Origin of the sequence: Corynebacterium drakensteinense (assembly GCF_041224285.1) — a bacterium.
Taxonomy (GTDB): domain Bacteria; phylum Actinomycetota; class Actinomycetes; order Mycobacteriales; family Mycobacteriaceae; genus Corynebacterium.
In genome coordinates this window covers 28,499-50,193 of record NZ_JAXOFP010000011.1, presented here as the reverse complement: position 1 = coordinate 50,193, position 21,695 = coordinate 28,499, and the positions used below count along the sequence as shown (strand labels likewise).

The window sequence follows — 21,695 nt, the reverse complement described above, 5'->3', positions numbered from 1 at the left end:
TGCGTGCTCCCCTATTCTGGCTGTTGTGCCTGCTCGTATTGCCGACGCAATTCCTCGTGCCGTGCCCGGCGCGATGGCCACACCGCGGATTGCACTCGGCGCAAGATGGTTTCCAGCCTAATCGCATGCGACGCGCCAGCCCGGACATACACATCGGCGACGCACAGACCGCCGATCTCGTGGGTCAAGGATTTCCACCACGCACAGCTCGGGTACCGGCTCGGAGAATACGGCGTGGGAAATGCCTGCGGAATCACCCCGTAGCGGCGGGCGATTTTTTCCGCGCGCAAGCTGTGGTTCGGGTCGGTGATCAGCATGACGTCGCAGCCCGCGAGGTTCGGGTAGCGGCTCAGCGTCGCGGCAAGGCTGGCAGAAGTATCAGAGCCTTCGCCGACGGCTTCTGCCGCGGCGATCCCCCGTGCTTGCAGATACCTCGCGCCGACCGCGCCTTCGGTGTCGTCATCGCCGGGGAGCGCACCGCCCAAGCACAACACCTGGGCATCCGGAAAAATGCGGGAGGCGAATTTCGCCTGCTCGAGGCGTGCCGCGAATTGCCGCGACGGCGTACCGTTATATTGCGCAGTCCCCAACACGACGATGGCTTCGGGTTCGTATTCCGGCAGATAGATGCGTCGGCGAGCGATGACCAGAACACGGGCTGCTTGTACACCGGCGATCACGAGCGGGGCTGCGATAACAGCGGCGATTGTGCTGACGATGGCGGTGGTGGTCGCGGTAGCACGGAGGTTTCGCAATTTCACGCTTTCTAGTCTGCCTTATGGGCAACGCGGGTATTATCGTCGCCATGCGGCAGAATTCAGTTTCAGCAACTCCAACAGTTTTTCGACGTCGGCTGCTTGGTTCTGGAAGCCCGCGAGGTTTCCGCACCGCAGCCGGGATCGCGGCACTGACCGCGGCGACCGGGTGGGCTGCGACCTTCGGTGTAGCAGAGGCCTCTGGCGCCGCAGGCACTGCACACGCCGCCACCGCAGGACACGATGTAAGCGCACAACACGGCGTGGACACGGCCACCCTCGCCCAAGCCGTTGACGCTGGCCGGCTCGAATCCCAGCTGGTAGATGGCGTCGGCATCCTGAACGACGAACAAAAACAAGCCATCACCGAAGAGCTGCAAGCCCTGCAGCAATCCGACCGCATCCAGTTCTACATCGTCTACACCGACACCTTCGGTTCGATGAGCTCGCAAGAGTTCGCAGAGACCACCGCCGCGGCCAACGGTGGTGGCCAGGGCAGCAACGTCGGTGTGCTTGCTATCGCGGTAGAAGACCGCCAATACGACGTTTATGCCTCCCCAGGTGGTACTTGGAGCCAGAACAAACTCGATGCTGCATCCGCTGCGGCTTACGACGAATTGATTAACGACGACTTCGCAGCCGCAGGATTAGCCGCCGCGCAGGCGGTGCGCACCGGTTCAGCTGGTGACGGTAGCACAAGCAGCGGTGGCGATTCCGACGGTGCGGGCTGGCTTGCTGCTGGCGGTCTCGCCGTCGTCGCTGGTGGCGGTGGTATCTGGTACTACAACCGTCGCAAGACCAAGCAGGATTCCACGAAGTTGCTCGCCGACGCCCGGCAGATTTCGCCGGACGACACCAGTTCCCTGCTGCGCTTGCCGGTGGCGACGCTGGAAGAACGCGCCGATGAAGAAATCACCTCGACCGATGAATCCATCCGCCGCGCCAAAGAAGAACTCGATTTGGCAATCGCGGAGTTCGGCGCCGACCGCGCACGCCAATTCACTCGCGCGATGAATAACTCGAAATCCGTCATGCAGCGCGCCTTCCGCTCGAAGAAAGAGCTGGATTCGCACAACGCACTGCCCGAAGATCAGCGCCGTGCCCGTTTGGTCGAGATCATCTCCGATTGCGGCAAGGCCGATCGCGAGTTGGATTCGCAAGCCGAGAAATTCGCCGAAATGCGCAACCTGCTTGGCCAGGCAGACACCAAGATCTCCGAACTCACCCAGCGCAGCGTCGCAGCACGTGCGCAGTTGCAGCGTGCCCAATCCACCATGGAATCACTGCGGGAAAACTATGCAGCCGAGGTGCTGCACTCTATCGCTGATAACCCAGAGATGGCCGAGGTTTCTTTGGAAGAAGCCGAGGATTTGCTCGGGCACGCCAACCAGCTGCACGATAAACCCGCCGGCCAGCAGCAAGGATTGGTGGAAACCATTCGCGAGGCAGAACACGCCTTGGAAGTCACCACCCGACTGCTTGATGGCGTGGAAAATGCGCGCTCAGATATCGCGACCGCGAAATCCAGCATTAATGACTTGATCGCTGAAGTCGAAGATGAAATCGACGAGGCCAAGCAACTGAAACAACAAGGTTCGCAGGACGGCACACCGGCTGATTGGGATGCGCTCGATTCCATCGTCAACAATGCGCACCAGGCTCTGGCTCACGCCAAGGAGAACAAAGATACCGACCCGCTCGGCAGCTACAACCAGCTGCTGGATGCCGATACCGAGCTCGACGACAAGCTCGATCGGGTCCGTGAAAAATCCGCCGATCACCAGCGCACGCTGCAGCTTCTACAGCAGCAACTGCAGTCTGCTAGCTCACGGATCCGCGCGGCCGAGGACCTGATTTCTTCCCGTGGCCGCATTGTGAAGTCCGGCGCTCGCACCGCGCTTGCCGACGCCCAGCGCATGCACGCCGAGGCCATGCAATTGCGTGATACCGATGCGCGTCTGGCGATCGAAGCGGCCCGCGGAGCCGGACAGGCCGCACAGGCTGCGATTAAGCGCGCCGAAGATGATGTGAAAGACCACCAGCGTTCGATGAATTCGCACGGTGGTGGTTTCGGTGGGCTCGGCAGCCGCGGTTACCGGCGTGGGCGTAGTTCAACCGGCTCATTGTTGACCGGCATGGTGCTGGGATCCATCCTGGGCGGATCCAGCGGAAGCAGTGGCTTCGGCGGCGGTTTCGGTGGCGGCGGAAGCTTCGGTGGAGGTGGCGGCTTTGGCGGCGGTCACTCCGGAGGATCGTTCTAAACCCTAAATCCCATCTAAACCCCAGCTAAAACTAGCTATACCGAGCTAGAGCCAGCTGGGGTTTAGCTAAAACAAAAAGGCCAGGATCGCCACGACTGTGCACAGCAGCAGCGTGGCGATAATACCGACTGCGGACGAAGACAGCCGCGATTCGAGAATCATGCGGGCAGCGAAGCTCAACGCGATGATCTCATCACGCTCCAGTGGTTTTGCTTCGGTTTCAGCATCGAATTCTAAAACGGCACGCCGCACTCCCCGGTTCGCACCGGTGAATTGGGCAATCTTGTTGCCGTCTTCGTCGTCAATGATCCAATTCTTGCCCGACTCATTAACCAGCGTAAATTCCCGGTCACCAACGCGGGCAAGCAGACGGGAGGCACGCGCCAGGTTGCCGTCAATCGCCAGCTTCGACTCAGTGGTCTCTGCATCAACGACGTCAATCCCGCGGGATTGCTCTACCTGCAGCTGCCAGCGAGCCCCGTCGAGCTCGGCCACGTCGTCGCTGAAAACTCCCAGGCGCTGCGGGCCGTCTTCTTCCAGCAACACTGGCGTATTGCGGTCATTACGGTCCCAACTGGTATAACGCATACGCGTGCCTTTCTGTTGTAACGCCTAACTGACAGCTGTGCAGCTTGCAGGCTTGCCGCTCTTCGGCCGCGCAGCTCTGCAACCGCGCGGCCTTAGCAGCCCCGCTCTTAGCAGCCCAGCAGACGGGCAGCCAGGTAGGATTCCAGGTCCTCGATGGCCACGCGTTCTTGTTCCATCGTGTCGCGCTCACGCACGGTCACGGCGCCGTCTTCCAGCGAATCGAAGTCGTAGGTCACGCAGAACGGTGTACCGATCTCGTCGTGACGACGGTAGCGGCGGCCGATGGCACCGGAGGTGTCGAAGTCGACGTTCCAGTGCTGGCGCAGCTTCTGTGATAGCTCCTTGGCTGGGCCAGTGAGTTCTTCCTTCTTCGACAATGGCAAAACCGCAACCTTGACCGGCGCCAGGCGACGGTCCAGGCGCAGCACGACGCGCTTGTCGGTGCCACCCTTGGCGTTCGGGGCTTCTTCCTCGTGGTAAGCGTCGACAAGGAATGCCATCATGGAACGGCCCAGGCCGGCAGCCGGTTCGATGACGTAGGGGATCCAGCGCTCTTCTTTCGACTGGTCGAAATACGACATGTCTTCGCCGGAGCCTTCTTGGTGCACGCGCAGGTCGTAGTCAGTACGGTTGGCGACGCCTTCCAGCTCTCCCCACTTCGAGCCCTGGAAACCGAAGGCGTATTCCACGTCGACGGTGCGCTTGGAATAGTGCGACAGCGACTCTGGTGGGTGCTCATACAGGCGCAGGTTTTCTGGCTTGATTCCCAGGTCGATGTACCACTGGTGGCGGTCATCGATCCAGTACTGGTGCCATTCTTCGTCGGTGCCCGGCTCAACGAAGAATTCCATCTCCATCTGCTCGAACTCGCGGGTGCGGAAAATGAAGTTACCCGGGGTGATCTCGTTGCGGAAGGACTTACCGATATTCGCGATGCCGAACGGTGGCTTCATGCGCGAGGAGGTCAGCACGTTCTTGAAGTTCACGAAAATACCCTGCGCGGTCTCTGGGCGCAGGTAGTGCAGACCTTCTTCGTCGTCGACTGGCCCCAAGAAGGTCTTGAGCAGACCAGAAAATGCACGTGGCTCGGTCCAGTTACCTGGCTGGCCGGTTTCTGGGTCGTTAATATCCGCCAAGCCGTTTTCTGGTGGGTGGCCGTGCTTTTCTTCGTAGGCTTCCAGCAGGTGGTCAGCGCGGTAACGCTTGTGGGTGTAGAGCGATTCCACCAGCGGGTCGGTGAAAACTTCCACGTGGCCCGACGAGACCCAGGTCTGGCGTGGCAGGATGATGGAAGAATCAATACCGACGACGTCATCGCGGGATTGCACCATGTGGCGCCACCACTGACGCTTGATGTTTTCTTTGAGCTCGACACCCAGCGGGCCGTAATCCCATGCCGAACGCGAGCCGCCATAGATCTCACCAGCCTGGTAAACCAGGCCGCGGCGCTTACATAGGTTTACGACGGTGTCGATGACATTCGCCATTGTGAAAAGGACTCCTCTGGTAGGGGATAAGTCGGTTGTCGTCCGCACCCACACGGTACGGGTCGTCGCAGGCTATCCTACCGCGTCAACGCAAGCCTTCTAGAGTTAGGTAACCCAAGCTCGAACCCAAAGCTCAAACCACGCTTCGGCATTACAGCGATCGTCGGAGCTACCACTACCTCCCCTGCCGCAACTTATATTCACGGCCGAACCCGGATGGGGGTGAGTTTCTAGACAAACATGCAGTGTATATAAGGTAACACTTGCTTGGATTTTGTTCAGGCGCCTGAAAACGTTTAAGATTGCACTTATTGAAGATTGCTCCCAATAGACGGGAGCGCTATCCGTGGCGCACGCGACGCGATGGATATACCACTCACCAGGAAGGACTCGTGATGCCCACCGACGTTATCGCGAATACCACCGCAGCGGCGACTATTATCCGTGCACTCAACTCTCCTTTGCGCCTGCAAATTTTGCACTGCCTGAGCCAGCGCGACTGCTGTGTCTACGAACTTGTCAGCGAATTGGGACGTTCCCAACCACTGGTGAGCCAGCACCTGCGCATTCTCAAGCAGTCCGGCTTGGTCTCGTCTCACTCGTGCGGGCGCGAGGTAACCTACCAACTCACTCGCCGCGAGGCGCTCAACATCGCAGCCATTGCGGCCAGCATCGCTCCTTAAATAGACTGGAAGAATGTCTTCCGTACAGTCCGCCATCCCCAAACTGGGTGCGCGCAACACCCGCCAGCGCACTGCTGTGGTCCAAGTATTGCGCGACTTGGACAATTTTGCTTCTGCAAAAACTATTCACCACGAATTGGTGCACCGCGAAAGCCAAGTTGGCTTGACGACGGTCTACCGTACGCTGCAATCACTCGCCGAGATCGAAGCCGTCGACGTACTGCACATGCCGTCGGGCGAAACTCTTTACCGCAGCTGCGATACGCACGATCATCACCACCACTTGGTGTGCACTAGTTGTGGGCGCACCGAAGAAATCGATGGTGGCCCCGTCGAAGACTGGGCACGCGACGTGGTTGCCGCCTACGGTTTCCAACTCACCGGCCACGACGCCGAGGTCTTTGGCGTGTGCGCCGACTGCAGCAAAAAAGCTGCTGCTGAAAAATAAAACCTGCCGGGCGGCAACGGCAGCTTTCGGCTGCTAGCCGACGATTCCGCCGAACGCCAAGCCCAGCACGTAGGTCACCCCAGCTGCACCTAGACCAATGAGCAATTGGCGCACCGCACGCCAGGCGGGCGGTTTGCCGGACAAGATTCCGGTCACTCCCCCTGTCACCAGCAGCGCCAGCGAGACCAGAACGACGCCGACCACCGCACCGACTGTGGTAGAAGCGCCAAAGATAAACGGCAGGATCGGCAACAGCGCGCCTCCGGCGAAGAACAAGAAGCTGGAAATCGCCGCCTCCCAAGCACCACCCGGAGAATGGATCTGGTGGAATTCTTCTTCCTCCCCCGCGTCGCCGCCATGCGAAATCTGTGCAAATAACTGATCCGCTTTCGCCTGAGCATCTTCTTGCGACATACCACGGGCACGGAACACCAGCGCCAACTCATTGGCCTCGACATCAACATTGGCAGCCATCGCCGACGACGATGTTTGCGGCTGCGAAGCCCCCAGCAACTCATTCTGTGATTTCACGGAAATGAACTCGCCCGCGCCCATCGATAAAGCCCCGGCCAACAGCCCAGAAACACCGGTAAGCAGCACCACTGAGCTGCCCACACCAGAACCCAGCACGCCGAGCACCAGCGCCAGGTTTGAGACCAACCCGTCGTTGACCCCGAAAACCGCGGCGCGGAAAGTGCCAGACATACGCTCGCGCGAACGGTTGGCAAGCCCGCGCACGACCTCGGCATGGACTTGCTCGTCCATCGCCAACTGCTCGGAGGCATCGTTGTCCGCTAGATACGGGCTGCGCGATTCCGCCGATTGCATCAGCGCCAAGGTGAACACAGAGCCGAAGTTCTTCGCCAGAAAACCCAAAAACCGGGTGTTAAAATCCGCTTTGCGCGGGGTACCTAATTGATCCCCCAGCTTGTTACGCCAGTACTGCTGGTGGCGTGATTCGGCAGCAGCGATCTTGGTAAGGATCTCTCGGTCTTCTGGATCCTTTTGCCGCGCCGCCAGGATTTTATAGACTTCGGCCTCGGAACGCTCATTCGCAAGATACCGTCGCCAACGCTCCAGTTGCTGTTGTGAAGGCCCAGCTTGTGCGCCCTGGCTGGCGTTCTCGCTCTGGCTGCCGTTTTCGGCAGTGCTGGCGCGCTCGCTCACTTGGTGCCTCCAAACCTACGATCCCGTCGCGCATATTCAGCAACCGCGTCGTAAAGATCCTGCGGGGTAAAATCAGGAAACAGTTTATCCTGGTAAACCATCTCTGCATAGGCCGATTGCCACAACAGAAAATTCGAGGTGCGCTTTTCACCCGACGGGCGCAAAAACAAATCCACATCCGGCATTTGCGGGTCGTAGAGATACTGCCCGATGGTCTTTTCGCTGACATCGCTCGCACGCAGCACCCCAGTTGCAATATCGCGCCCCATCTGCTGCATGGCGTCGGCAAGCTCGGCGCGGCCACCATAGTTCACGCACATCACCAGCGTCATCCGCGAGTTATTCTTGGTAAGTTCTTCTGCCTCGCGCAACTCTTTAATGACGCTGCGCCACAACCGCGGACGGCGGCCCGCCCAGACCACACGCACACCTTTTTCATGTAGCACATCGCGCTGCCGACGCAACACATCACGGTTAAACCCCATGAGGAAACGAACCTCGCTGGCAGAACGACGCCAATTTTCCGTAGAAAACGCGTACGCCGAAAGGTAATCCACACCAAGTTCCAGGCAGGCATCGACAGCATCCATCAGCACAGCCTCGCCTCGCTTGTGCCCTTCTGTGCGCTCCATGCCGCGCTCTTGCGCCCAACGGCCGTTTCCGTCCATGACCAGGGCTATGTGGCGCGGAATGAACTGCTGCGGGATCTGGTGGTCCGTGTCGAAAATACTCATCGCCTGATAGTTTACAACCGGAGTGCTCATTCCTAGCTGCAAGCTAGAGCAGCCGCCAATTACAGCGATTGTTCCATGATGCTCAGCGCTTTGACGTTGTGTTCCATATGCCATTGCAGGTGCGCACGCACCAAGCGGTGCGCCGCGGCGGAATAGTCGGGGTGCGCCGCAGTGATCTCTGCGGCTTTTTCCCAATGCCTGCCAGCCAATAGCCACATATAGTGCAGAACTTCTTCGGCGATATCCGCCGAGCCACTCGGACGGCACTCGTGGCAACACGCCCCGCCCACGCCAGGGTGAAACGCGTGGTGCGGGCCCGGACGGGAGCACTGCGCGCACGCAAACAGCACCGGCGCCCAACCGGCAAATTCCATGGCTTGCAGCAAGAATGAATCCAGCACCGCCACTGGGTCTGCCGCCGCGGCGAGTATGCCCAAAGCCTCAATCAATGCGGTGAATAGTGATTCGTCGTCAGGCTGGGCGAGGCGCTCGGCGGCCTCCAACATGGCACATCCTGCGGTATAGCGCTCGTAATCATCGATGATGCCGGTGGCAAAAAACGCCACCGTATCCGCGCCGGTAATCGTGTGCAAATTGCGCCCGGGGTACAGCTGCACATTCAGATGCACAAATGGCGCCAGGCGGGAACCAAATCGTGATTTCGCCCGGCGCACGCCTTTCGCCACCGCGCGCACCACCCCGTGGCGCTGGGTCAGCAACACGATGATGCGATCGGCCTCGCCAAAATCATAAGTACGCACGACGACGGCATTTTCGCGATAGGGCTTGCTACGCGCCACGTCTGTGCATCTCGAGTTTCTGACCTAGAATCCCAACCGCCCCAGCGACTTCGGATCCGACTGCCAATTTTTCAACACTTTGATGCGCAGGTCCAAAAACACGTTGTGCCCCAGCAACTCAATGATCTGCTTGCGCGCGGTGTGCACGATGCGCCCAAAGCGTCGACCATCCTTGCCCTCGATGATCTTCTTTTGCCCAGGGCGTTCAACATAAAGCACCGCGTGAATATTGCTCACGCCCGGCCGTTCGTCGTCAGGAAGAATCTCGTCGATTTCCACTGCCACCGAGTGCGGCAGCTCATCGCGCAGACCCGATAAAGCAGCCTCGCGGATAAGTTCGCTGATGCGGGTGAAATTATCGTCATCAGTGATGTGGTCATCCGGGTAGAACTTGTGGCCTTCGGGCAGCTGCTGGACGATCACGTCGGTGAGCACATCAATCTGGGTGCGTTCGGTAGCAGAAACTGGCACTACTTCGCAGTCGCCACCGAGCAGCTCGTGGAGCGCGAGCAGTTGCTTGCCGACGGCATCCCGACCCACCTTGTCTAGCTTGGTGACGATGCCGATGATCGGCACGTTCGGCGCGACGGAACGGATATTATCCAAAATCCAACGATCACCCGGGCCGATCTTCTCGTCAGCAGGGACGGTAAAACCAATCACGTCGACATCCGAGTAGTTATCTTTCACCAGCTCGTTGAGCCTCTCACCGAGCAAGGTGCGTGGACGGTGCAGCCCAGGGGTATCCACGACAACGACCTGCGCGTCGTCGCGGTGGATCAGCCCACGAATCGCGTGCCGGGTGGTCTCTGGTTGGTCTGCCGTAATCGCGATCTTTTGGCCCACCAGGGCATTCGTCAACGTCGACTTGCCAGTATTCGGTCGGCCGACGAAACTGACGAACCCCGAGCGGAATCCTTCGGGTACATCAAGGTAGCTATCGATGCTCATGGTTTAGCTCTCTTCAGTAGCAGCGTCGCCAGCGGAACCGAATTCAACGGCCTCGACCTCGAAGTGGTGCTTTGGATCCACGAAGGCGTTTTGCGCCGCGATCAGGTCCAACTCAGCAGAACCACGCTTATAGGTGGTCTCGATCAGTTCATAGACCGAGGCAGCCGTCGCCTCGAGGGCCTTGGCGACCTCGCCGTGATAGGCATAGTGCCCGCTGAACAAGGCGGCAGTCACGTCGCCGGAACCATTACGCTTGAAATTGAGGAACGGGGTTTGCACCAGGTAAGCCTCGTCCCCATCGACGGCGAGCATCTCAACGACGTCGTCGGGGCTGCTCGGGCGCACCAATGAGGTCACCAGCACCACGCGCGGCCCCATCTCTTGCAACGCGCGCACAGCGCCCAAGACCTCATCAAAGGTCTCCACCGCCTTGCCGGTCAAAAAGCCCAGCTCAAACTGGTTCGGGGTGGCGATATCCGCGACCGGCACGACTTTGTCTCGCAGCAACGGCGGAATTGAATCATCCACGAAACAGCCCGATTTCGCGTTCCCCATCACCGGATCACAGGCGTAGAGCGCATTCGGGTTTTCTTTCTTGATGCGCTGCACCGCGTCGATGATGACATCCGCAATTTCCGGGCTTCCCTGGTAGCCCGACAGCACGACGTTGATCTTCTCGAATGCTTGACGACGTTCCAGCCCGTTGATGACATCGGCGACCTGGTCGGCAGGCAGCAGCGGACCACCCCAGTCGCCGTAGCCGGTGTGGTTGGAGAAGTTCACGGTATGCACTGGCCACACTTCGTATCCAGCGCGCTGCAACGGAAATACTGCCGCGGAGTTGCCTACGTGGCCGAAGCTGACGTGCGACTGGATCGACAAAATCGTGTTCATATTCATTATCAATTACCTCTCAACCTGAGACTCGTCAGTAGTGGATTCGCCATCGTTGTGTTGTGGTTCGCCAATCGCCGGGATCTCGCCGTCGGCAAGCGCGTTGCTGGCCAATTGTTCATCCAAGTCGGCTCTATCAGCTGCCGACGGGAATGCTTGCGGTCCAGTCGGCTTGGGTGGGAATTTCTTCCCGCGACGTTGGACGTCGTCGTACCAGTCTGCAAGAATCTCGTTTTGTAGGGCAAACATCTCTTTTTCTTCTGCCGGGGTGCCGTGATCATACCCCAACAAGTGCAAACACGAATGCGTGGTCAGCAAAGCCAGCTCGTGCGCCAAGCTATGCCCGCCGGCATCTGCCTGTTTCTGCGCGAACGCGGGGCACAGCACGATATCACCGAGCATTGCTGGGCCAGCCATATCCGCATCCGGGCGCGTGGTGTGAAAGCCCGGGGTGAGCTCATCGATAGGAAAGCTCATCACATCCGTCGGCCCCGGCAGGTTCATCCAGTGCATGTGCAGTTCAGCGATGGTGTCTTCGTCAACGCAGGTGATTGTGGCTTCGGCTTCTGGGCTGAGATCCATCGCTGCCAGCGTGAACGCGGCGACATCAAGCAGCATTTCCTCATTGATGCCGTCGAAACCAGACTCATTGAAAAATTCGATACTCATGGTTGGTTCCTGCCTCGCTAGTGTCGGGACTGTGATTTCTGGCCGCCGTGACCGTTGTCAGAATGCTCATTTTCGTAATAATCGTATGCATCAACGATGCGCCCAACCAGCGAGTGACGCACGACATCACCCGCCCCCATTTCCGCGAAGTGGATTCCCTCGACCCCACGCAAAATGCGGCGTACCGTCTGCAAGCCAGAGTTTTGCCCACGCGGCAGATCAACCTGCGATTCATCACCGGTGACCACAAACGTGGTACCAAAGCCCAGACGCGTCAAGAACATTTTCATCTGCGCCGCAGTGGTGTTTTGCGCCTCGTCGAGAATCACGAATGCATCGTTGAGCGTGCGCCCGCGCATATACGCCAGCGGGGCAACCTCAATGATGCCCGCTTCCATCAAACGCGGGATGGATTCCGGGTCAAGCATGTCACGCAGGGCATCGTGCAAAGGACGCAAATACGGGTCGATCTTGTCATTAAGCGTACCCGGCAAAAAGCCGAGCTTCTCGCCAGCTTCGACCGCAGGGCGAGTCAAAATAATGCGCTGTACCTGCTTGTTCTGCAAAGCTTGCACGGCTTTAGCCACCGCCAGGTATGTCTTACCAGTACCCGCCGGACCCAAGCCAAAAACAATGGTGTTTTCGTCGATCGCATCGACGTATTCTGCCTGGCCGACGGTTTTTGCACGAATTTTTTTCCCGCGCCGCGAGACAATGCTGCCCCCGAGCGCTTGCGCGACTGCAATGGGCGAATCTTCACTCAGCAGCGATAACACGTGCTTCACGCCATCCGGACTGACGGTATGCCCGCGCCGCGCCATTGCTTCGAGCTCAGCAAAGGCTTTGACCGCGCGTGCGACCTCATAATCCGGGCCGGTGATTTTCACCATGGTTCCGCGGGCAAAAATATCCGCGTCCACATGGTTGTCTAACACGCGAAGATTTTCGTCGGTGGTACCCAGCACTGTGCGTGCGTGAGCGGGGTCCAGGTCGATTTTGCGGGTTTGAATGTGCACGGAGCCAGCCTACCAAGTGAAACTGAATACCAACGAAGTTCTCAGGATGCGAGCAAGCACCTAAGCCTCGAGTACGACTTCGGCGAGCATGCGTCCCCTCGGAGACTCGCTGCCATCGGCAGGTTCTTCAGTGACCATGACCTTGCTCGTTGCCGCATCGAAAGGCATCCAGACTCCGTCGTGCGGGTCTTGGCCGATCACGCCTGCCGAGCGCACCACACCATTCTTGTCGACGGACCATACTTGCGCGCCCATGCCGTCGGCAAGCTCCGGCTGGCCATCCACCATCGCACCGGCTTTGTCCATCTCTGTAGACGACACGATTTCCAACCGCGCACCTTCCGCGGTCGTCGCTCCTTTGACCATATCGTTTGCGGACATGATCTCGTGCATCTGTTCATGCCCGTCGGTGGTTTCGTGTGCGCCTTCTGCAGCGCTTTCTTCAGCCACGATCGCACCATCGCCATCACCAGCGGAATCGCTGTTCAGCACGGGTGTGATCACCGTGATGGCCACCAACAGCGCTGCAGCCGCAGCGCCGCCGAATACCCACATTGGCTTGCGTGATTTCCCGGAGCGTGCCCGTAGTGGAACCACGGTGCTGGTTTCTTCGGGGCTAGATTCCGCCCGAGCCGGAATTTCAGTCACGCTAGCAGCAAGGTTTCCACCAGAAATCTCTGCCAGCACCTTGTCTTTCACATGGCGCGGCGGAGTATGTTCTGGAACGGAATCGAGGAAGGAGTCAAAAGTCTCGTCATCGAATTGTTCTGTATTACTCATGGTGCGACTCACCCCTTCCCCAAACAGCTGCTAGTTTTCGTATTCCATCGCGCACCCGCGTTTTTGCGGTCCCCAATGGAACATCAGTGGATTCTGCCAATTCCGCATGGCTGAGCCCGTCGAAAAAGGTCAACAACACGGCTGTGCGATGTGGCTCGCCAATTGTGTCAACGGCAGCACGCAGCCGCGACGCCTCCACGTTCGACAAAGCTTCACCTTCCACATCAACGCCTCGGATACGTTCATCCAATGCATAATCTTGGTCATCACGACGCACACTGGCACGATGCGCACGCAGCTTGTCAATTGCGCGCGAATGGGCGATCCGACCAACCCAAGTGCGGGCATGTCCGCGTTCCGAGTCGAAGTTATCTGCCTTGTACCAGACTTCTACAAAGACTTCCTGCAAAACTTCTTCGGCTAGGGAACTATTACCCAATACCTGGATTACCACACCAAACGCCAATGGCGAGAGAGCATCATAAAGCTGTGAAAAGGCGCGCTGATCCCCGCGAGCGACGCCTGCGACGAGCGCGTCCAGGCGAGCATGTTCTTCGGGGCTGCAACTAGACACAGCTTCTGATACTACTTGTTCATCTTGTCGCCTTCCATTTCGTCTTTCTCCATCTTGTCGTCGTGCTCCATGGAGTCGCCTTCCATCTTGTCTTTCTCCATCTTGTCTTTCTCCATCTTGTCGGAGTCAGACATCTTGTCGTCTTTCTCCATCTTGTCGTCGTGTTCCATTTTGTCGTCAGACATTTTCTCGCTCGTCATTTTCTCGCTGCTCATCTGAGTCGAAGTTTCCGAGGTGGTGCTGGGCGTCTCCGCAGAATCATCGTTGCTGCAGGCGGCCAAACCAACCGAGCTGATTGCAAAAGCAGCGGCGGTGACGAAAAACTTCTTCATAGAAATATGTGCAGACATGGGGGTTTCTCCTTCGAGATAGCGGTGAAAATCTTGGTGCGAAGCCAGCCCTACATTGCGTTCAGCGAACTGCCTTCATGTACTACTGCGGAGCCATCCCACAACCGGATTGGATAAATCAGAAAATTTTTCAAGAAGTTTTTGTCTACGTTGCCACGTCATTTTTTATTCCAGTTTTCTGTGAGATCCAGTGCGATATCTTCAGCTAACTTTCAGCCCCACAACCAATCCAGCATCATAGCTGGCTCCGAAAAAGCACATGACTAACAAAACAGCGCGCCGCGATCTGCGCGCCGACGCTGCAGAAATTCAAGAAAGGTCACACTACTATGCTCAGCACAATCGCCATCGGTTTCATCGGTGGCCTTATCACGGGCATTTCGCCGTGCATTTTGCCCATCCTGCCGCTGGTATTAGCTGTATCCCAAGGCTCCAAAGCGCGGCCTTGGTTGGTAGTCGGCGGTTTGGTTACCAGCTTTACCGTCGTTACGCTTTTTGCCACCACGCTGTTGAATGCACTGGGTCTGCCCGCTGATATTTTGTGGAAGGTCGGCATCGCTCTGCTGGTACTCGTCGGCCTGGGCATGATCTTCCCGAAGCTGCAAGAGCTGCTGGAATGGCCGTTCCAGTTCCTGCCCCGCGCACACAAATTGCAGGCCAAAGCCCGCGATAAGGGCGGTTTCGCCGTTGGTCTGGCCATGGGTGTCGTGTTCGTGCCCTGCGCCGGCCCTGTCCTAGCCGCCATCACCGTCGCTGGTGCCACCGGAGAAATCGACGCCCGCATCGCGGTATTGTGCGTTTCTTTTGCCATCGGCGTGGCGATCCCACTGCTGGTCTTTGCACTCGGCGGCCAGCAGGTCGGCAAGCGCGTCGACTTCTTCCAGTCCCGCCAACGTGCTTTCCGCGCCACCGCGGGTATCATCGTCATCGCCATGGCCGGAGCTTTGGCTCTGGGCGCACCTGCTTGGATTCAGCAGAAGCTCCCAAACTGGACCGGCGATGCAGAAAAAGCCGTGACCGCACAGCTGGCAAACGATGACGCAGCCTCGGATTCGCTCGAAGATTGCCGCGGCATCGGCGAACTCGGAAACTGCGGCACCGTGCCTGAGCTAGTTGGCTTGGAGAACTGGATGAACACCGACGCACCGATCGACCCGCGGACTTCCGGTGATGTCACTCTGATCGATTTCTGGGCTTATGCCTGCATCAACTGTCAGCGCGCGAATGCGCACATCACCAAGCTTTATGATCACTACCGTGATTACGGTCTGACCGTCATCGGCGTCCACGCACCGGAATATGCCTTCGAACGCGAAACTGAAAACGTGCGCCAAGCGATTGCCGAGCAAAACATCAACTACCCCGTCGCCCAAGACAACTCCTTTGCGACGTGGAAGGCCTTCAACAACCACTATTGGCCTGCGCATTATCTTGTCGATGCCGACGGCACCGTCCGCGAGATCCACGAAGGCGAAGGCGCCTACGCCCGCACCGAGCAGCTAGTGCGCGAGTTGCTGCAAAAACGCGACCCATCCGTCGAGCTTCCTGCACCGCTGGAAGATGCTGACGACGTCACCACCCAGCAACGCAACCCAGAGACCTATTTGGGCAGCCAACGCGCACGCTACTACGCCAACCCCGCATATAAATCCGGCACCTTGTCTGGGCCAGAACCAGAGATCGGCCAGTACACGCTGGAAGGCGATTGGACGATCGAGCAAGAAAACATCACAGCTGGTGACAACGCAAAGATCCGGCTGAACTACCGCGCATCACGCGTGCAGGTAGTGGTATCTGGCAGCGGCACCATCACCGCCGATGGTAAACAGTTCCCGGTAGCAGCCGACGGCACCGTCGACCTGCTCGATACCGAGGACGCGCAAGCCGGAATCTTGGACATCGAAGTCTCACCCGGTTTGAGCTTGTATTCGTTTACTTTTGGGTAGTTTAGCGACACGCGAACACATGTTCGTCAGCGTTTCCCCACTTCAGCGCATAAATTCATAAACTTCATAAAGTTCATAAGAATTCATAAGCGTATGGGTTATGATGACGAACATGAGCACCACCCGAAATCCTTATAAGGCCACCCTCGGAGCAACCCCACCGCTATTAGTGGGTCGTGACGAAGCCATCAGGGATTTCTCCTACGCCTTGGATGATGGTCCTGGCACCCACGAGCGCATCTCACTGACCGTCGGACCACGTGGCATCGGCAAAACCGCTTTGCTTAATGCTTTTGAGTCTCAAGCACGAGAACGCGGCTGGATTGTCATCAGTGAATCAGCTACTGAAGGGTTCACTGAGCGACTCCGCACCACCATCATCCAAAAATTTGCGAGAGACCAGAAGAAACTACGAGGACTCAACCTCACCTTATTTGGGATTGGCTTAGGGGCAAACTGGGAAAGCAACACACTCGCAAATTCCACATATTCCCTACGTGACGCTTTAAAAGACCTTCTTGCTTACCAACGCAGCCTCGATGAAAAATTGGGGCAACCACCAACCGGTGTTTTCATTTCCTTAGATGAAATGCATTATCAACGAAGCCGAGAGGTCATCGACTTTGGAACCACGATCCAGCATCTCGTTCGGGAAGACGAAGAAATTGCCGTAACCATGGCGGGCATTCCTTCGGCGATAAAGCCTCTACTCGCCAGCCGCCTACGAGGTAGCGATAGCTTTAACCCAGTCACGTTTTTACGTCGGGCACACCAAATCGAGCTAGATACTATTTCTGATATTGACGTCCGAGAAGCGCTCACCGCGCCTCTTGCAGAAACCGATGTCCACTGGTCAAAGGAAGCATTAGATATTGCTGTCGCTGGGTGTCAAGGCTACCCATTTATGATCCAATTGGTCGGTCAATGCACCTTTCATGAAAAGGAAGATGGGATCATTACTGAAAAATCAGCACGGACTGGGATTAAACGGGCGCAGACGAGACTCGGAAAGTTGGTGCACGAGGCTGCTCTCTCGGACCTTTCACCGGTAGACCGCACATTCCTCATCCACATGGCCAAGGATGACGGCCCGTCAAATGTCGGTGATATTGCGACCCGCATGAATAAGACTGCTTCCTATATCAGTAACTATAGAAAACGCCTCTTGGAAGCTGAAATGATCCTCGACACTGGGCGGGGAAAAATTGACTTTGCACTGCCTTATTTGCGGGATTATCTCCGCGAACACGCTTCTCGCTTGGTCACCAGCGAGGACTTCTATGACGGGTAGTCCGAAAACCACAAACAAAAAACTTCGAAAACCCTCTACCCACCCCAGCGACTGGTGGCTGCACCGATGACGGACAACGCCACCATCGCCGCAGAAGCCGTGCGCAACACCTGTGGCCCCAGAACCACTGGCTGCGCACCGGCGCTGCGCAGTAGTGCTACTTCTTCGTCGCCTATGCCGCCTTCTGGCCCGACGATAAGAAACACCGTCCCGGAAAGCTCTGGAGCCAGCTGGGCTAGCGGCTGACTTGCTTCTTCGTGCAATACGACGGCGGTATGTCCATCGATCAGCTGCGCCAGCTGCGCGGTGCTCACCGGTTCCCGGACTTCCGGGACTGTCACCCGGCGCGATTGTTTCGCCGCCGCAGCCGCCGCGGACTGCCATTTCTGCACGCCTTTGCTGCGTTTGGCGCCCTGCCATTTCGCAATACAGCGCCCGGCTTGCCACGGGATGATCTCGTCGGCCCCGGCTTGCGTCGCCAGGTCCACGGCTAGCTCGCTGCGTTCTGCTTTCGGCAAAGCCTGCACGACGACAACGTACGGTTCGGGGCGGTCGCATTCGCCGACCGCGACGGCTTCACCAGCCAAGTGGTCTTTGCCGCTGGTTTCAGTCACGGCAATTTCTGCCCAGCGACCCGCGCCGTCGATAAGCTGGATGTGCTCGCCTGCTGCGATCCGCTTCACGGTCACTGCATGACGCGCTTCTGCCCCATCCAAAGTGGTGTGCTCGCCGCGTGCGGGCAGCGGCGCGGAAGCGAAAAATACCGGGAGTGACATTGCGACAACCTTGTGCGCTAGAAGCCGAACCGTCCACGAAGACGGCTAAACAGACCATCGGAGTTGCCGTCGGCCTCGGAGTTCACGCGGGAAGATTCCTCGCGCTTGTCGCGGACTTCCTCCAGCAACTGGCGGGTCTTCTTATCGAGATCCGTCGGCACGGCAACGTCGACATGGGCAATCATCTTGCCCTGACCATCGGTACGCACGCGTGGCATACCTTTGCCATCTTTGACGATCTGGCCACCCGGCTGGGTGCCAGCGGCGATTTCAAACTCAATGTCTTCGCCGTCCAGGCCTTCCACGCTGCAGGTGGTGCCCAGTGCGGCGTCGACCATCGGCACGGTGATGGAAAGGTGCAGAGTATCGGCGTCGCGGGTGAAGATATCGTGCTTTTTCACGCGAACTTCGACGTACAAGTCACCGGCTGCACCACCGCCGTGGCCGACTTCTCCCTGGCCAGCCATGCGGATGCGCATGCCGTCGTCAATGCCCTTCGGGATGTTGATGGTCAAGTCACGGCGCTTCTTTACGCGACCATCACCACCGCAGTGGTTGCACGGATCCTTGATCACTTCACCGAAGCCCTGGCAGTTGTGGCAGGCACGGGAGGTCATCACGTTGCCCAAGAAGCTGCGCTGCATCTCCTGGATCTCGCCGGCACCGTTGCAGACCTCACAGGTCACCGGCTTTTCGCCGTCCGCAGAACCCGAGCCGGTACAACGGTTACACAGCACTGCGGTATCGACAGTGACTTGCTTCTTCATGCCGGTGTACGCCTGGTTCAAGGTGATCGAGGTGCGCAACAGGGCATCGTTGCCCGGCTGTACGCGCGAACGCGGGCCACGCGAGCCGCCCCCGGCACCCCCGCCGAAGAAGGCTTCAAAGATATCGCCGAATCCCCCGGCACCACCGAAGCCGGCTCCGCCACCAGCGCCGCCGCCTTGCTCCATTGGGTCGCCACCCATGTCGACGATTTTGCGTTTTTGTGGATCCATCAAGACGTCGTGGGCGTCGGTCGCTTCCGAGAACTTCGACGCGGCCTCGTCGGATGGGTTCACATCCGGGTGATATTTACGGGCGAGTTTGCGGTACGCCTTTTTAATCTCCGCCTCGCTGGCGTCTTTGGATACTCCCAAAATTCCGTAATAGTCACGAGCCACTGTTGTATCGATTCCTTAGGTCAGTTGGTTTAGTAGGTCAGTTGGTTTAGCTAGTCTCAGGTCTGTTTGCTGCAGGATATGCAATTTTATGCATTAGTCGATCTACCAGAATACAGGCTAATTCGTGCCTGCCAGAATCTGACTGACATACCGTGCAACAGCGCGTACCGACGAAATTGTTCCCGAATAGTCCATAAACGTGGGCCCCACCACACCGAGGCCTCCTAGCGTGGCGGATTCATTGCCATAACCTGCGGTAACGATCGACGCATGTTGTAGTTCTTCGTCTTCGTTTTCTTGGCCGATCAGCACATCGACGTTGCCCAGCTCCGGAACGTTCGCTAACAGCTTAAACATCACGACTTGTTCTTCCAGCGCATCGATAATCTGCGGCAGCCCCTGCGGGAAATCCCGGACACCACGAGTCAGGTTCGATGCACCCGCCATCAGCAGGCGATCATTCGGCTGCTCCACCAGGGTTTCGATAAGCACCGTCGCGACGCGAATCATGTGTTGCCGCAGCTCCGACGGCGAATGCTCCAGCAGATCCGCTACAGCACCAGCAGCCCGGCCCACCGGCACCCGCGCCAGCGCCCGGTTGAGCAATTGCCGCAACTCGTGCACTTCGGCCTCCGAAATCGGAGCTGCGAGCTCGACATTGCGCTGATCGACGCGGCCGGTATCCGTAATCAGCACCAACAACAGGCGCAGCGGCGTCAGATCGACCACCTCGACGTGTTTGACGTGCGAGACATTCAGCGTCGGCATTTGCACCACTGCCGCTTGGCGGGTGAGCTGCGCGAGCAGGCGCACGGACCGGCGCAGCACGTCTTCAAGGTCCACGCCGTCTTCCAGGAAAGTGCGGATCGCGCGTTTTTCCGCTTCCGACATTGGTTTAACCTCGCCCAAGCCATCGACGAAGCGCCGGTAGCCCTTTTCCGTCGGCACCCTGCCCGACGACGCATGCTGCTGCGCGATGAACCCCTCCGATTCCAACACCGCCATGTCGTTGCGGATCGTCGCTGAGGACACGCCCAACTGGTGCCGCTCAACCAACGCCTTGGAACCCACCGGTTCTTGCGAGGCAATATAGTCCGTGACGATCGCACGCAGGACTTCCACCCGCCGCGCTTCAGTTCCAGCAGCCATCACACCCTCGCTTCCGTGCTTGCAGTGCTTGCGTCACTTGCAGGTGCTGCATCATCTTCGGCCACCAAAATATCGGTGATGATGCCGTCGGCAAGCAGCCTTCCGGCGTCAGTGATTGCCAAACGCCCGGGGCGGGGAAAATGCAGCAGCCCGCGGTCCACAAAATTCTTGACGACGCCTTCCGCGCCACGCCCGACCGCCGAATAGGCAATACCTTCTCGCAAACGCAGCCCCAGCATCAGCAGTTCGGTGTGACGGTCAGCCGCATCCAATTCTTCGACGTGATTGATCGGCAGCTGGCCGTCGGCAAGCAACGCAGAGTAGCGATTCGGGTGCTTGACATTAGAAAACCGCTGCATGTCCAGGTGCGAGTGCGCGCCCGGCCCAGCACCCCACCAGTCGCCATCGCGCCAGTAGATCAAGTTGTGCTGGCATTCGCCGCCTGGTCGCGCCCAGTTCGAGACCTCGTACCACTCCATGCCCGCGGCGTCCAGGCGCTCGGCGATCATTTCGTAGCGGGTGGCCATGACTTCTTCTTGCGGTGCCGGGATTTCGCCGCGGCGAACCTTACGCGCCATGGCGGTTCCGTCTTCCACGATCAGCGAATAGGCCGAAACATGGTCGACGTCGGTTTCGATCACGCGATCCAAGGTGTGGGCGACGTCGTCGTCAGTCTCGGTCGGGGTGGCATAGATCATGTCCAGATTGACGTGGTCGAAACCAGCCGCGCGGGCCTCACGAGCTGCCGCGAAGGCGCGGCCGGGGGTGTGCGCACGCTCCAGCACGCGCAGCACATTCTGCGAGGCGGACTGCATCCCCAACGACACGCGGTTGTAGCCGGCTTCACGGATGCCAGCGAAAAACTCGGGCGAGGTCGATTCCGGGTTCGACTCGGTGGTGATCTCCGCGCCGTCGGCGAGACCGAAAGTATTGCGCACCGTCGTCAAGATCCGCGCTAACCCATCCGCTCCCAGCAACGATGGGGTGCCGCCGCCGATGAACACGGTCTCGGCTGCGCGTCCGACGCGTTGGGCTGCCAGGTCGAGTTCGATATCGAGCGCGTCCAGGTAGCCAGCTGGATTCGCGCCGCCGGCTTCGCGCGGGGTGTAGGTGTTGAAATCGCAATACCCGCAGCGTGTAGCACAAAACGGGACGTGGATATACAAGCCGAATGGGCTTGTCGACGACGAAGATAACTGCGATTGCATAGCAC

Annotated in this window: 22 protein-coding genes; 5 read left to right on the top strand and 17 right to left on the bottom strand. The window is 58.4% G+C overall.

The window, feature by feature from the left end; all coding sequences use genetic code 11:
• Positions 1-11 precede the first annotated feature (11 nt).
• The gene (locus U1140_RS07585; RefSeq protein ID WP_369846965.1) at positions 12-761 is read right to left on the bottom strand and encodes a YdcF family protein; all 750 of its coding nucleotides are present in this window, start codon (positions 759-761) and stop codon (positions 12-14) included.
• Positions 762-805: 44 nt separating this feature from the next.
• Between U1140_RS07585 and U1140_RS07580 the strand changes: the two genes are divergently transcribed.
• Entirely contained in the window at positions 806-3,016 is a 2,211-nt protein-coding gene (locus U1140_RS07580; RefSeq protein ID WP_369846964.1) for a TPM domain-containing protein, read from the top strand.
• A 66-nt stretch (positions 3,017-3,082) separates the two neighbouring features.
• Here U1140_RS07580 and U1140_RS07575 read toward each other — a convergent pair whose 3' ends face one another.
• Positions 3,083-3,604: a hypothetical protein gene (locus U1140_RS07575; protein WP_369846963.1), complete on the bottom strand. Its 522-nt coding sequence runs from the start codon at positions 3,602-3,604 to the stop codon at positions 3,083-3,085.
• Positions 3,605-3,711: 107 nt separating this feature from the next.
• Positions 3,712-5,091, bottom strand: a complete 1,380-nt coding sequence (locus tag U1140_RS07570) for a glycine--tRNA ligase (RefSeq protein ID WP_284612307.1) — start codon at positions 5,089-5,091, stop codon at positions 3,712-3,714.
• A 395-nt stretch (positions 5,092-5,486) separates the two neighbouring features.
• On the opposite strand from U1140_RS07570, the gene U1140_RS07565 reads away from it, so the two are divergent.
• Together U1140_RS07565 and U1140_RS07560 are read left to right on the top strand one after the other, a co-directional pair.
• Positions 5,487-5,774 (top strand): ArsR/SmtB family transcription factor, encoded by a 288-nt coding sequence (locus U1140_RS07565; RefSeq protein ID WP_306515147.1) that lies wholly within the window; start codon positions 5,487-5,489, stop codon positions 5,772-5,774.
• A gap of 13 nt (positions 5,775-5,787) precedes the next feature.
• On the top strand, positions 5,788-6,222 hold the full coding sequence (locus U1140_RS07560) for a Fur family transcriptional regulator (protein WP_369846962.1): 435 nt from the start codon (positions 5,788-5,790) through the stop codon (positions 6,220-6,222).
• 33 nt (positions 6,223-6,255) lie between these two features.
• Here the strand turns inward: U1140_RS07560 and U1140_RS07555 are convergent, their stop codons facing one another.
• The 10 genes from U1140_RS07555 to U1140_RS07510 all read right to left on the bottom strand — a co-directional run bounded on the left by U1140_RS07555 (position 6,256) and on the right by U1140_RS07510 (position 14,157).
• Positions 6,256-7,302: a VIT1/CCC1 transporter family protein gene (locus U1140_RS07555; RefSeq protein ID WP_369847014.1), complete on the bottom strand. Its 1,047-nt coding sequence runs from the start codon at positions 7,300-7,302 to the stop codon at positions 6,256-6,258.
• A gap of 83 nt (positions 7,303-7,385) precedes the next feature.
• Positions 7,386-8,123 (bottom strand): isoprenyl transferase, encoded by a 738-nt coding sequence (locus U1140_RS07550; protein WP_369846960.1) that lies wholly within the window; start codon positions 8,121-8,123, stop codon positions 7,386-7,388.
• Positions 8,124-8,182: 59 nt separating this feature from the next.
• Positions 8,183-8,923, bottom strand: a complete 741-nt coding sequence (gene recO / locus U1140_RS07545; protein WP_369846958.1) for a DNA repair protein RecO — start codon at positions 8,921-8,923, stop codon at positions 8,183-8,185.
• Between the two features lie 24 nt (positions 8,924-8,947).
• A complete protein-coding gene (gene era, locus U1140_RS07540; RefSeq protein WP_369846956.1) occupies positions 8,948-9,874 on the bottom strand; it encodes a GTPase Era in 927 nt (308 codons plus the stop codon).
• Positions 9,875-9,877: 3 nt separating this feature from the next.
• Entirely contained in the window at positions 9,878-10,774 is an 897-nt protein-coding gene (gene pdxY, locus U1140_RS07535) for a pyridoxal kinase PdxY (RefSeq protein ID WP_369846955.1), read from the bottom strand.
• Positions 10,775-10,780: 6 nt separating this feature from the next.
• Positions 10,781-11,437, bottom strand: a complete 657-nt coding sequence (gene ybeY / locus U1140_RS07530; RefSeq protein WP_369846953.1) for an rRNA maturation RNase YbeY — start codon at positions 11,435-11,437, stop codon at positions 10,781-10,783.
• A 17-nt stretch (positions 11,438-11,454) separates the two neighbouring features.
• Entirely contained in the window at positions 11,455-12,453 is a 999-nt protein-coding gene (locus tag U1140_RS07525) for a PhoH family protein (RefSeq protein ID WP_369846952.1), read from the bottom strand.
• Positions 12,454-12,513: 60 nt separating this feature from the next.
• Positions 12,514-13,233, bottom strand: coding sequence for an anti-sigma factor (locus U1140_RS07520; protein WP_369846950.1), 720 nt, complete (start codon positions 13,231-13,233; stop codon positions 12,514-12,516).
• Positions 13,226-13,807 carry a sigma-70 family RNA polymerase sigma factor gene (locus U1140_RS07515; protein WP_369846947.1) on the bottom strand — a complete coding sequence of 194 codons (582 nt, stop codon included), beginning with the start codon at positions 13,805-13,807 and terminating at the stop codon, positions 13,226-13,228. The genes U1140_RS07520 and U1140_RS07515 overlap by 8 nt, the downstream gene beginning before the upstream one ends.
• An 11-nt stretch (positions 13,808-13,818) precedes the next feature.
• Positions 13,819-14,157: a hypothetical protein gene (locus U1140_RS07510; RefSeq protein ID WP_369846945.1), complete on the bottom strand. Its 339-nt coding sequence runs from the start codon at positions 14,155-14,157 to the stop codon at positions 13,819-13,821.
• Positions 14,158-14,486: 329 nt separating this feature from the next.
• On the opposite strand from U1140_RS07510, the gene U1140_RS07505 reads away from it, so the two are divergent.
• Positions 14,487-16,103, top strand: coding sequence for a cytochrome c biogenesis protein CcdA (locus U1140_RS07505; RefSeq protein WP_369846943.1), 1,617 nt, complete (start codon positions 14,487-14,489; stop codon positions 16,101-16,103).
• A gap of 112 nt (positions 16,104-16,215) precedes the next feature.
• A complete protein-coding gene (locus tag U1140_RS07500; RefSeq protein WP_369846941.1) occupies positions 16,216-17,394 on the top strand; it encodes an ATP-binding protein in 1,179 nt (392 codons plus the stop codon).
• 35 nt (positions 17,395-17,429) lie between these two features.
• On the opposite strand, the gene U1140_RS07495 is transcribed toward U1140_RS07500, so the two are convergent.
• The 4 genes from U1140_RS07495 to hemW form a co-directional block, all read right to left on the bottom strand.
• Positions 17,430-18,170, bottom strand: coding sequence for a 16S rRNA (uracil(1498)-N(3))-methyltransferase (locus tag U1140_RS07495; RefSeq protein ID WP_369846939.1), 741 nt, complete (start codon positions 18,168-18,170; stop codon positions 17,430-17,432).
• A gap of 17 nt (positions 18,171-18,187) precedes the next feature.
• Positions 18,188-19,333, bottom strand: a complete 1,146-nt coding sequence (gene dnaJ, locus U1140_RS07490) for a molecular chaperone DnaJ (RefSeq protein ID WP_369846936.1) — start codon at positions 19,331-19,333, stop codon at positions 18,188-18,190.
• A 117-nt stretch (positions 19,334-19,450) separates the two neighbouring features.
• Positions 19,451-20,482, bottom strand: a complete 1,032-nt coding sequence (gene hrcA / locus U1140_RS07485; protein ID WP_369846934.1) for a heat-inducible transcriptional repressor HrcA — start codon at positions 20,480-20,482, stop codon at positions 19,451-19,453.
• Positions 20,482-21,690 carry a radical SAM family heme chaperone HemW gene (hemW, locus tag U1140_RS07480; protein ID WP_369846933.1) on the bottom strand — a complete coding sequence of 403 codons (1,209 nt, stop codon included), beginning with the start codon at positions 21,688-21,690 and terminating at the stop codon, positions 20,482-20,484. The genes hrcA and hemW overlap by 1 nt, the downstream gene beginning before the upstream one ends.
• Positions 21,691-21,695: the final 5 nt, after the last annotated feature.

What these genes read in the sequence shown, in the direction of transcription:
- U1140_RS07580 (WP_369846964.1), top strand. Translation starts at nt 806, where the DNA reads ATGCGGCAGAATTCAGTTTCAGCAACTCCAACAGTTTTTCGACGTCGG.
- U1140_RS07575 (WP_369846963.1), bottom strand. Translation starts at nt 3,604, where the DNA reads ATGCGTTATACCAGTTGGGACCGTAATGACCGCAATACGCCAGTGTTG.
- U1140_RS07570 (WP_284612307.1), bottom strand. Translation starts at nt 5,091, where the DNA reads ATGGCGAATGTCATCGACACCGTCGTAAACCTATGTAAGCGCCGCGGC.
- U1140_RS07565 (WP_306515147.1), top strand. Translation starts at nt 5,487, where the DNA reads ATGCCCACCGACGTTATCGCGAATACCACCGCAGCGGCGACTATTATC.
- U1140_RS07560 (WP_369846962.1), top strand. Translation starts at nt 5,788, where the DNA reads ATGTCTTCCGTACAGTCCGCCATCCCCAAACTGGGTGCGCGCAACACC.
- U1140_RS07550 (WP_369846960.1), bottom strand. Translation starts at nt 8,123, where the DNA reads ATGAGTATTTTCGACACGGACCACCAGATCCCGCAGCAGTTCATTCCG.
- era (WP_369846956.1), bottom strand. Translation starts at nt 9,874, where the DNA reads ATGAGCATCGATAGCTACCTTGATGTACCCGAAGGATTCCGCTCGGGG.
- pdxY (WP_369846955.1), bottom strand. Translation starts at nt 10,774, where the DNA reads ATGAATATGAACACGATTTTGTCGATCCAGTCGCACGTCAGCTTCGGC.
- ybeY (WP_369846953.1), bottom strand. Translation starts at nt 11,437, where the DNA reads ATGAGTATCGAATTTTTCAATGAGTCTGGTTTCGACGGCATCAATGAG.
- U1140_RS07520 (WP_369846950.1), bottom strand. Translation starts at nt 13,233, where the DNA reads ATGAGTAATACAGAACAATTCGATGACGAGACTTTTGACTCCTTCCTC.
- U1140_RS07510 (WP_369846945.1), bottom strand. Translation starts at nt 14,157, where the DNA reads ATGTCTGCACATATTTCTATGAAGAAGTTTTTCGTCACCGCCGCTGCT.
- U1140_RS07505 (WP_369846943.1), top strand. Translation starts at nt 14,487, where the DNA reads ATGCTCAGCACAATCGCCATCGGTTTCATCGGTGGCCTTATCACGGGC.
- U1140_RS07500 (WP_369846941.1), top strand. Translation starts at nt 16,216, where the DNA reads ATGAGCACCACCCGAAATCCTTATAAGGCCACCCTCGGAGCAACCCCA.
- U1140_RS07495 (WP_369846939.1), bottom strand. Translation starts at nt 18,170, where the DNA reads ATGTCACTCCCGGTATTTTTCGCTTCCGCGCCGCTGCCCGCACGCGGC.
- hrcA (WP_369846934.1), bottom strand. Translation starts at nt 20,482, where the DNA reads ATGGCTGCTGGAACTGAAGCGCGGCGGGTGGAAGTCCTGCGTGCGATC.
- hemW (WP_369846933.1), bottom strand. Translation starts at nt 21,690, where the DNA reads ATGCAATCGCAGTTATCTTCGTCGTCGACAAGCCCATTCGGCTTGTAT.